Source organism: Amycolatopsis sp. (assembly GCF_036008905.1).
Classification (GTDB): Bacteria; Actinomycetota; Actinomycetes; order Mycobacteriales; family Pseudonocardiaceae; genus Amycolatopsis.
Window position 1 is genome coordinate 1 of sequence record NZ_DASYMU010000140.1, and the last position, 9,872, is coordinate 9,872.

The 9,872-nt window shown below is 68.3% G+C and carries 8 protein-coding genes; 5 read left to right on the forward strand and 3 right to left on the reverse strand.

Annotation, left to right across the window (positions count from 1 at the left end; translation table 11 throughout):
• From VGP60_RS24375 to VGP60_RS24385, 3 genes are all read right to left on the reverse strand, one after another.
• Window positions 1–687, reverse strand: a 687-nt coding sequence (locus VGP60_RS24375) for an SDR family oxidoreductase (protein ID WP_327550397.1), incomplete at its 3' end; no start/stop codon positions are given.
• 123 nt (window positions 688–810) lie between these two features.
• Window positions 811–2,490: an AMP-binding protein gene (locus VGP60_RS24380; protein ID WP_327550398.1), complete on the reverse strand. Its 1,680-nt coding sequence runs from the start codon at window positions 2,488–2,490 to the stop codon at window positions 811–813.
• Window positions 2,491–2,578: 88 nt separating this feature from the next.
• Entirely contained in the window at window positions 2,579–3,208 is a 630-nt protein-coding gene (locus tag VGP60_RS24385; protein WP_327550399.1) for a TetR/AcrR family transcriptional regulator, read from the reverse strand.
• Window positions 3,209–3,427: 219 nt separating this feature from the next.
• Between VGP60_RS24385 and VGP60_RS24390 the strand changes: the two genes are divergently transcribed.
• The 5 genes from VGP60_RS24390 to VGP60_RS24410 are packed head-to-tail and all read left to right on the forward strand — an operon-like array spanning window position 3,428 to window position 9,820.
• Window positions 3,428–4,582, forward strand: a complete 1,155-nt coding sequence (locus VGP60_RS24390) for an acyl-CoA dehydrogenase family protein (protein WP_327550400.1) — start codon at window positions 3,428–3,430, stop codon at window positions 4,580–4,582.
• A gap of 16 nt (window positions 4,583–4,598) precedes the next feature.
• A complete protein-coding gene (locus VGP60_RS24395; RefSeq protein WP_327550401.1) occupies window positions 4,599–6,200 on the forward strand; it encodes an acyl-CoA carboxylase subunit beta in 1,602 nt (533 codons plus the stop codon).
• A gap of 10 nt (window positions 6,201–6,210) precedes the next feature.
• The gene (locus VGP60_RS24400) at window positions 6,211–8,238 is read left to right on the forward strand and encodes an acetyl/propionyl/methylcrotonyl-CoA carboxylase subunit alpha (protein WP_327550402.1); all 2,028 of its coding nucleotides are present in this window, start codon (window positions 6,211–6,213) and stop codon (window positions 8,236–8,238) included.
• On the forward strand, window positions 8,235–8,996 hold the full coding sequence (locus VGP60_RS24405) for an enoyl-CoA hydratase/isomerase family protein (RefSeq protein ID WP_327550403.1): 762 nt from the start codon (window positions 8,235–8,237) through the stop codon (window positions 8,994–8,996). Before VGP60_RS24400 ends, VGP60_RS24405 begins: the two co-directional genes overlap by 4 nt.
• Before the next feature lie 2 nt (window positions 8,997–8,998).
• The gene (locus VGP60_RS24410; protein ID WP_327550404.1) at window positions 8,999–9,820 is read left to right on the forward strand and encodes a TIGR03084 family metal-binding protein; all 822 of its coding nucleotides are present in this window, start codon (window positions 8,999–9,001) and stop codon (window positions 9,818–9,820) included.
• Window positions 9,821–9,872: the final 52 nt, after the last annotated feature.

A 9,872-nucleotide genomic window follows, 5' to 3' on the forward strand; every position in this document is an offset into this window, starting at 1 on the left:
GGGGTCCCCCGCGAGTTCCACGACGGCCTTGGCGACCTGGTCCGGGGTGAGGATCGGCTGCAGGCCTTCGACGAAGGTGTCCGGGTCGACGCCCTGGCGCGCGGCGTAGCCCGCGACCCCGACCGAGCCGAGGCCGGTGGCCGGGGTCAGCTGCGGAAGCAGCGTGACGAACCGGAGGTCCAGCCCGGCCCGCTGCGACTCGTCGGCCGCGTACCCCCGCAGGTACCGGATGGCGGCCTTGGCGCTGGCGTATCCGCCGCTGAGCGGGGATCCGCCCAGGACGGCTCCGCTGGACATCGCGACGACCACGCTGCCCGGCGCCAGAGGCTCTCGCAGCGCCGCGCGGATCCAGGTGAAGACGTGCCGGGTGTCGGTGTGCCAGTTGCGGCTGAAGGTTTCCCAGGTTTGCTCGTGCACGGGCGCCATGTGCGGTGTGACCCCGGCGTTGAGGACGAGCAGGCTGGGACGGTGTTCGCGGATCAAGTCCTGCGCGAGCGTGGCGTCCGTGGCGTCGGCGGCGACGGGCGTGAAGCCTTCGCCGAGTTCGTCGCGGACGGCGCGCAGCTGCTGCTCGTCGCGGGCGATGCCGACGACGCCGGTACCCGCGGCGACGAGTGCGGCGGCGATGGCGCGCCCGAAGCCGCGGCTGGCACCGGTGACGACGGCGGTCTGCAAGGTAGTGGACATCGGACACTCCGGAGTGGTGGTCGGGTTCGGTCCGGATCAAGACCAGCCGCCGGAGGAAAACCCGTCGCCGCAACCGAAATCAGGCGAGTGACTTGAATCACACTCGCCGAGCGTGGATCGTCGTCATTGCTCGTCGTCGAACATCTGTGAGTGCTGGTTCCGCAGCTTGTACTTGAGGATCTTTCCGCCCACTGTCTCGGGCAGTTCCTCGGCGAATACGACGGCTTTCGGGGTTTCGTAGCCACCGAGCCTGTCCCGGCAGTGCCCAATGATGTCGTCCGCGGTCGCGGTGGCGCCCTCCCGGAGGACCACCACGGCGGTGACGGCTTCGCCCCAGCGGGAGTGCGGCAGCCCGATGACGGCGGCCCGGAGGATGGCCGGATGCTCGTGCAGGACGGCCTCGACACGGATGCTGGACACGTTCTCGCCGCCGGACTTCACGATGTCCTTGAAGCGGTCGACCATGATCCGCAAGCCGTCCTCATCGACGGTGGTGCTGTCGCCCGAATGGAACCAGCCGCCGCGGAACGCTTCGCGAGTAGCGGCCTCGTTCTGGTAGTAACCGGCGGTCACGGTCGGCGACCGGTAGACGGCCTCACCCGGGACCCCGGGGGTATCCCGGACCGACCGGCCCAGTTCGTCGACGACGTCGGAGGCCAGCAGTGGGCTCGGCATGCCGACGTAGTTGATCCTGGGAGCGGTGCGTTCGTAGGCCTCGGGCCATTTGGCAGGCCAGAACCGGTGGCAGGCGATCGTCTCTGTCTGCCCGAAGATGCCGATGACCACCAGGTCTTCGGTAGTGCGGCGGCGCAGCGTTTCATATACCGACGGCGGAAGCGCGCCCCAGCCGTAGACGAGCACGGTCAGGCTCGTGGCGTCGGACTCCTTGGCGTCGATCTCAGCGGCCAGTGCGGTGACGAACTGGGGCGAGCCGGCCCACAAGGCGGTGATCCGTTCCGCCTCGATCGCCGCGGCGACCTGTTCGGGATCGGGTTTGCGCCCGATCACGAGGCTGCCGCCCGCCAGGAACGCCGACAAGGTGAAGATCTGGTCGCCGATGTGGTAGATGATCGGCAGGAAGGTCCCGACCCGGAGGTCGCAGTCAAGGCGGATCCCGCGGGTCAGGGACACCGCGAAGTTGAACCCGGCCAGATAGCCCGCGTTGTGCGAGAGCATCACGCCTTTGGGCATGGCGGTGGTACCGGACGTGAAGAGCAATTCCCAGATGTCGTCACCGTGGATGGTGACGTCCGGTTCGGTCGTCGGCGCGTCGTGGACGAACTCGGAGAAGGTCGGACTGCCGGCGACCGCCGCACCGCCGATGGCGATGGTGGCACCGACGGCCAGGCCGGCGTTGCCGAACGCCTTTTCGGCGCTCGGCCAGAGTTCGGCGTCGACGATGGTGAAACCCGGTTCGGTCTGCGCGATGACATGTTCGAGCACGTCGGTGGCCAGCATGGGGTTGACCGGTACCGCCACCATGCCCGCCTTCGCGATCCCGATCTTCGCGAGATAAGCCTCGACCGAGTTCTCGCAGAACAGCAGGACCCGGGCACCGGGCAGCAGGCCCCGGCCGAGCAGCGCGTTGGCGAGCTGGTTCGCGATCTCGTCGGCCTGCCGGTAGGTCACCGACCGCAGACGTTCGTCGGCATAGGCCCCCGCCCAGCCGGTGATGGCGACCTTGTCCGGATAACTCCAGGTCAGCCGCTCGAAGACATCTCCGATGGAGGTACGTTCCCATCGGTTGACCGCTCGCCTGCCACGTAGGTTCGTCACGTCGAGCTCGACATCAGCCAGGTTCACGTCAGCCTCCTTGCCGCACCGCCCCAGTCTTGTGCCCAGCATTGCTCGTGGCCGAGTGAAAATCAAGCTTTGAGTAACTCGCGATTCACTAACCAGACGCGAGCGGGAGGCTGTCGGCCCTCGGCAGCGGGGCGCGTTCGACACCGAGGCAGCCGTAGGCCATCTCGCCGAGCAGGTCCGCCATGCGCTCCTGCGGCAAGCCGCTGTCGTAGAAGAGGATGGACTGCACGGCGCCGATCGCGGCGTGCACGACGAGGCGAGCCTCCCCGTCGGACAGATCCGATCGCAGCGGGGCGACCACCGACACCCATTCCTCGAGGTAATGGCGCTGTGCGCGGCGCAGCCGCCGGAAGTCTTCCTCCGGCAGGTTGTGCGCTTCCCGGTGGTAGACGGCCAGTAGCCGCCGATCCTCGATCGCGACACGGACGTGGTGGTCGACCAGTTCGGCCAGCGCGCTCCGATCGTCGTCGGTGCTCGAGACTATGTGTGCCGCCGTTCGCTGAAGGTCGTCCATCACCTGGGACAGCAAGGAGACAAGGATCGCCGCCTTGCTGTCGAAATGCCGATAGATGCCTGAACCGACGATGCCGGCCTCGGCGCCGATCTCGGTCATCCCCACCGCGTGGTAGCCGTTTCGGGAGACCAGTTTTGCCGCCGCGTCCAGGATTCGCGCCCTCCTGTCCGGATCCCTGCGTCGTTGAATCTGTTCGTTGCTCACGAAGTGATGGTCCTCCATATTCCGGTTGCCGGCACGCCGATGTGCTCGACAGTACTGCCGGCCTTGCTTGCGGCGAGATAGTGAACGATGATGCACTAAGGTGAGTGGCGGGTCGCGTTGCACCTGGTGACGCGTTGACAGGTTCGCACGCGTGAGAGCGAGAGCCCGGCACGTGAGCGTCCGGCAAGAACAGATCACGTGAGGAAATGAGGAGTCGCCGTGGACTTTCAGGAGACCGACGAGCATCGCGGTCTGCGCGAGACCGTGCGTGCCATCACCGCGCGGTTCGGTCCTCAGTACTACGTGACGAAGGCGGAAGCGGGCGAACCGTGCGCAGAGCTGTGGACCGCGTTGGGGGAGACCGGTTTCCTCGGCATCAACCTGCCGGAGGAATACGGCGGCGGCGGTGCCGGGCTGGTCGAGCTGGCGATGGTGTGCGAGGAGACGGCGGCCGCGGGTTGCCCGCTGCTGCTCCTGCTGGTGTCCGCGGCGATCTCGGGCGAGATGATTTCGCAGTTCGGTACGGCTGAGCAGCGGAAGCACTGGTTGCCGCGGATGGCGTCGGGACAGAGCAAGGTGGTGTTCGGGATCACCGAGCCCGACGCCGGGTCCAACACGCACCGGATCTCCACCACGGCCAGGCGGGACGGCAGCGACTACGTCATCAGCGGCACCAAGCACTACATCTCCGGTGTCGACGAGGCCGACGCCGTGTTGCTGGTGACCCGGACGGGCCGCGACGAGGTCACCGGCCGGGGCGAGCTGACCTTGTTCATCGTGCCCACCGACGCGCCGGGCCTGGTGGCGACGCCGCTGCCGGTGTCGGCCAAGCTGCCGGAGAAGCAGTTCGTCCTGCACTTCGATGACCTCCGGGTTCCCGCGGAAGCGCGGCTCGGGGACGAAGGCCGCGGGTTCCAGCAGGTGTTCCACGGTCTCAACCCCGAGCGGATCACGGGTGCGGCGGTCTGCGTCGGCGTCGCCCGGCACGTACTCGGGCAGGCCGCGGCCTACGCCCAGACCCGGTCGGTGTGGGGGGTGCCGATCGCCACCCACCAGGGCGTGTCGCATCCGCTCGCCAAGGCCAAGATCGAGACCGAGCTCGCCGCGCTGATGACACAGAAGGCCGGCTGGCTGCACGACCGGAACCTGCCGGCGGGCGAGGCCGCGAACATGGCCAAGTACGCCGCGGCGGAGGCCGCGGGGGCGGCGGTCGAGGCGGCCATCCAGACCCACGGTGGCAACGGCCTTTCGACCGAGTACGGCCTGATCCCGTACTGGGGTATCTCCCGTCTGCTGCGCATCGCGCCGGTGAGCCGGGAAATGGTCCTGAACTTCGTGGCCCAGCACAGCCTGGGCCTAGACCGGTCCTACTGAAGGGGGTCGTAACGCGATGCCGACCGTGCTGAAATCAACCCTGAACACCTCTGACGAGACCTATCTGGCGAACCGGGCCGCGCAGCAGCGGGTTCTGTCCGAGCTCGACGAGCAGATCCAGGCCGCCGTCGGCGGCGGTGGCCCGCGGTACCAGCAGCGCCACCGAGATCGCGGCAGATTGCTTGTGCGGGAACGGATCGAGCTGCTGCTCGATCGGGACGCCGCGTTTCTCGAACTGTCCACACTCGCCGCCTGGGGAACCCAGTTCCATGTCGGTGCGAGCGTGGTCACCGGTATCGGGGTCGTTTCCGGTGTCGAATGTGTGATCATCGCGCACGATCCGACGGTTCGGGGCGGCGCGATGAACCCGTACTCGCTGAAGAAGACGTTGCGTGCCTTGGAAATCGCCAGGAAAAACCGGCTGCCGGTCATCAACCTGGTCGAGTCCGGCGGTGCGGACTTGCCGACGCAGTCCGAGTTGTTCGTCGACGCCGGTAAGATTTTCCACGATCTGACCGAGCTGTCGTCGATGGCGATTCCGACCGTCGCACTGGTTTTCGGCAACTCCACAGCCGGTGGTGCCTACGTGCCCGGGATGTGCGATTACGCCGTCATGGTCGATCAGCAGGCGAAGGTGTTCCTCGGGGGCCCGCCTTTGGTGAAGATGGCCACCGGTGAGGAGGCCGACGGCGAGGAACTGGGCGGTGCGGCCATGCACGCCAAGGTTTCCGGTCTCTGCGACTACTTCGCCGTCGACGAGCGCGACTGCATCCGGATCGGGCGTCAGATCGTCACCGAGTTCAACTGGCGCAAACTCGGTCGCGGGCCGACGCTGCCCGCCGACGAGCCGCTGTACGACCCGGACGAGCTGCTGGGCATCGCGCCCGCCGACATCAAGGTCCCGTTCGACCCACGCGAGGTGATCGCCAGGGTCGTCGACGGGTCCCGGTTCGGTGAGTACAAACCGTTGTGGGGCACGAGTTTGGTCACGGGGTGGGCGTCGGTGCACGGCTATCCCATCGGGATTCTCGCCAACGCGCGTGGTGTCCTGTTCAGTGAAGAGGCCAAAAAGGCCAGTGAGTTCATCCAGCTCGCCAACCAGACCGACACCCCACTGGTGTTCCTGCAGAACACCACCGGTTTCATGGTCGGCAAGGACTACGAGCAGGGCGGGATCATCAAGGACGGGTCCAAGATGATCAACTCGGTGGCCAACAGCAAGGTGCCGCACATCACCATCAACCTGGCCTCGTCGTTCGGGGCCGGCAACTACGGGATGTCCGGCCGCGCCTACAGCCCGAGGCTGATGTTCGCCTGGGCCGGTTCCCGGCTCGCGGTGATGGGGGCGGCCCAGCTGGCGGGCGTGATGTCGATCGTGGCCAAGCAGTCCGCGGCCGGGGCGGGCCGGGAGTTCGACGTCGAGGCCGACGAGCGGCAGCGGGCCGCGATCGAGGCCCAGATCGACAAGGAATCGCACTCCTTCTTCGTCACCGCAAGGCTTTACGACGACGGCCTGATCGACCCGCGTGACACCCGCACCGTGCTCGGCATCGCCCTGGCTGCCGCGCACTCCGACATCGTCGCCGGCCAGCGTGGCTACGGCGTCTTCCGAATGTGAGGCGGCATCGATGACCCAGACGCAGAGCACGCGGCCGGTGCGGATCCAGAAGCTGCTGGTCGCCAATCGAGGCGAGATCGCGGCCCGCATCATTCGTTCGGCGAGGTCACTGGACATCGTCACCGTCGCGGTCCACTCCGACCCCGACGCCGACGCGCCGTTCGTGGCGGCCGCGGACGAGTCCGTCGCACTTCCTGGTGCCGCTCCGGCGGAGACCTACCTCCGTGGTGAAAAGATCATCGAGGCGGCGCTCGCGACCGGCGCCGACGCCATTCATCCCGGCTACGGGTTCCTCTCCGAGAACGCCGGATTCGCCAGGGCCTGCGCCGCGGCCGGACTGATCTTCGTCGGCCCGCCGGCCGAGGCGATCGAGGCGATGGGCTCGAAGATCGCGGCCAAGGAACTGATGAGCCAGGCCGGCGTCCCGGTACTGCCCGGAGCGGTGATCGACGCCGATGACGACCAGGTCGCGGCCGATCCGGCGAAGCTCGCCTCGATGGCGGCCGAAATCGGTTTTCCCTTGCTGGTCAAGGCAGCCTTCGGCGGCGGCGGGCGTGGCATGCGGATCGTCCGGGCCGCTGACGAGGTGGTCGAGGCGGTCACCGGCGCGCGGCGCGAAGCCGCCTCCGCCTTCGGGGACGGCACCGTCTTCCTGGAACGTTTCGTCGAGAACCCCCGGCACGTCGAAATGCAGATCTTCGGCGACACGCAGGGCACCGTCGTGCATCTGTTCGAGCGGGAATGCTCGATCCAGCGCCGCTACCAGAAGATCATCGAGGAGGCCCCGTCTCCCGCCGTCGACCCCGAGCTGCGGGCGCAGCTGGGCAGCGCGGCCGTCGCCGCGGGAAAGGCCATCGGGTACACCGGCGCCGGCACCGTCGAATTCGTCCTCGGCCAGGACGGCGACTTCTTCTTCCTGGAGGTCAACACCCGGCTGCAGGTGGAGCACCCGGTCACCGAGGAGATCACCGGGCTCGATCTGGTCGCCTTGCAGCTTCAGGTCGCCGAAGGGGATCCGCTGCCCCCGGAGGTCACCGGTGCGGTGATCTCCGGTCACGCCATCGAAGCCCGGCTCTACGCCGAAGACCCGGCCGAGGACTACCGGCCCGGAAGTGGTGCGCTGCACCGGTTCCGCATCCCCGCACTGCCGGGAATCCGGGTCGACACGGGAGTACGCGACGGTTCTGTCATCGGCACGCACTACGACCCGATGCTGGCCAAGGTGATCGCGCACGGCGCCACTCGTACCCAAGCGGCGCGGCGGCTGGCCAGGGCATTGTCCGAGGCACAGCTGCACGGCCTGGTCACCAATCGTGATCTGCTGGTCGCGATCCTGCGTGAGCCGGAGTTCCTGGCCGGGCACACCGACACCGGATACCTGACGCGGCATAGCCCGTCCTCGCTGATCGGACGGCCGAGCGAGCTGTCGCTGGACGTGCACACGCTGGCCGCCGCGCTCGCCGCCCAGGCGGACCGGCGAGCGGCGGCGGTCGTGCAGCCCGCTGTCCCGTCGGGCTGGCGCAACGTGGTGAGCGCGCCGCAACAGGCTCAGTACCGATGCGGTGAGCAGGACATCTCGCTGGCCTACCGGATCACCCGCGACGGTCTGTGGGCCGAGGTCGACGGCCGGGCGCTCAGCGGCCTGACCTTGCGCTCGGCGAGGCCCGATGAGGTGGATCTGGAGATCGACGGCGTCCGGCGGCGGATCCGGGTGCACCGCGCCGGCGACACCGCCTACTGCGACAGCGTGTTCGGAAATGCTGCGGTGCAAGAGATTCCCCGGTTGCCGGAGCCGGGCCTGGAAGCCGCACCGGGCACGCTGTTCGCCCCGATGCCCGGCACGGTCGTCCGGGTGGCCGTCGAGGCGGGGGAGAAGATCGCGGCCGGCGGCGTGGTCGTCGTGTTCGAGGCGATGAAGATGGAGCATTCGGTCCGGGCACCGATCGACGGCATCGTTTCCGAGGTGCTGGTGGCCGTGGGCACGACCGTCGATTCAGGCGAGGTCGTCGCCGTGATCACCGAGGAGGACGCGGAATGACACCGGTGCGCTACGAGGTCACCAAGGGTGTCGCCTGGCTGACCATCAACCGGCCCGAGGCGTACAACGCGCTCAGCAAGGCGGTTCGCGATGGACTGTTCGAAGGCGTGCGCCGGTTCAATGACGACCAGGAGGCCAAGGTTCTGGTGCTTACCGGGGAAGGGGAGAAGGCGTTCTGCTCCGGCGGCGACCTCAAGGAGATGTCCGACACCTCGCTGACGGTGCCACCGCCGGACTTCCTGCCCCAGATCGGCCGCAACATCGACGTGCCGAAGCCGACGATCGCGGCCGTCAACGGCCTGGCCTACGGCGGCGGTTTCCTGCTGGCACAGCAGTGCGATCTGGTGGTCGCGGCCGAGCACGCGCGCTTCGCGGTCTCAGAGGTCAAGGTGGGCCGGGGATCGCCGTGGGCGGCTCCGCTGTCCTGGTTGGTGCCGCCTCGTATCGCGCTGGAGATCCTGCTGACCGGCGATCCGATCAGCGCCGCGCGAGCGCAGCAGGTCGGCCTCGTCAACGAGGTCGTTCCGGCGGCCGAGTTGCGCGAGCGGACCCAACAGCTCGCCGAGCGCATCGCGAACAACGCACCGCTGTCGGTCTTGGCCGCGAAACGTACCGGCTACCTGTCCGCGTCCCACCCGAGGAAACTCGCTTACGAACGGGCCGAGGAGATCTGGGAGCCTGTCTACCTTTCGGCGGACGCCCAGGAGGGTCCCGCCGCGTTCCGGGAGAAGCGCTCTCCGGTTTGGCAGGGGCGCTGATCATGGCCGTGTCGATGAACGAACTGCTCGCCGACCTGGCCGCGGAGACCGAGGTGGTCACGGCCATGATCGCCGATCTGGACGACGCCGATGTCGCCCTACCGACCCCTGCGGCGGGCTGGAGCGTACGAGACCAGCTCAGCCATCTCGCCTATTTCGACGAGACCGCGACGACGGCGGCGGTGGACCCGGAGCGTTTCCGCCGGGAAGCGGCCGAGCTGGTGGCCAAGGGCTACGACTTCCCCGACCGGATCGCGGCCGAGTACGCCGGGCTGGGGGCCGACGCGCTGCGGCAGTGGCTGCGGCGGGCGCGCGCGGGTTTCATCGCCGCTCTCCGCGACGTCGCCCCGAAGGCGCGGGTGCCTTGGTACGGGCCGGACATGAGCGCGGCCTCCTCGGTGACCGCGCGGCTGATGGAGACCTGGGCACACGGTCAGGACATCGCCGACGCCCTCGGTGTCGTCCGGGAGCCCACCGACCGCCTGCGGCACATCGCTCACCTCGGGGTGCAAACCGCGGGATTTTCGTTCCAGCTCAACGGGCGCCCGGTGCCGACCTCGCCGGTGCGGGTCGAACTGGTCGCCCCGTCCGGCGGCTTGTGGGAGTGGGGTCCCGCCGACGCCCCCGACCGGGTCCTCGGCACCGCGCTCGACTTCTGCCTGGTCGTGACTCAGCGGCGCAACGTCGCCGACACCGCGCTCGAGGTCATCGGGGACACCGCGCGCGAGTGGATCCCCATTGCCCAAGCCTTCGCCGGCGCGCCCGGCCCCGGCCGTCCGCCCGCCGCCGGGCACACACCCATGGAAACCGGGAGGAACCGATGACCGGCACGCAGCGCCGCGCGATCCGGATCGCGAACTGCTCGGGTTTCTACGG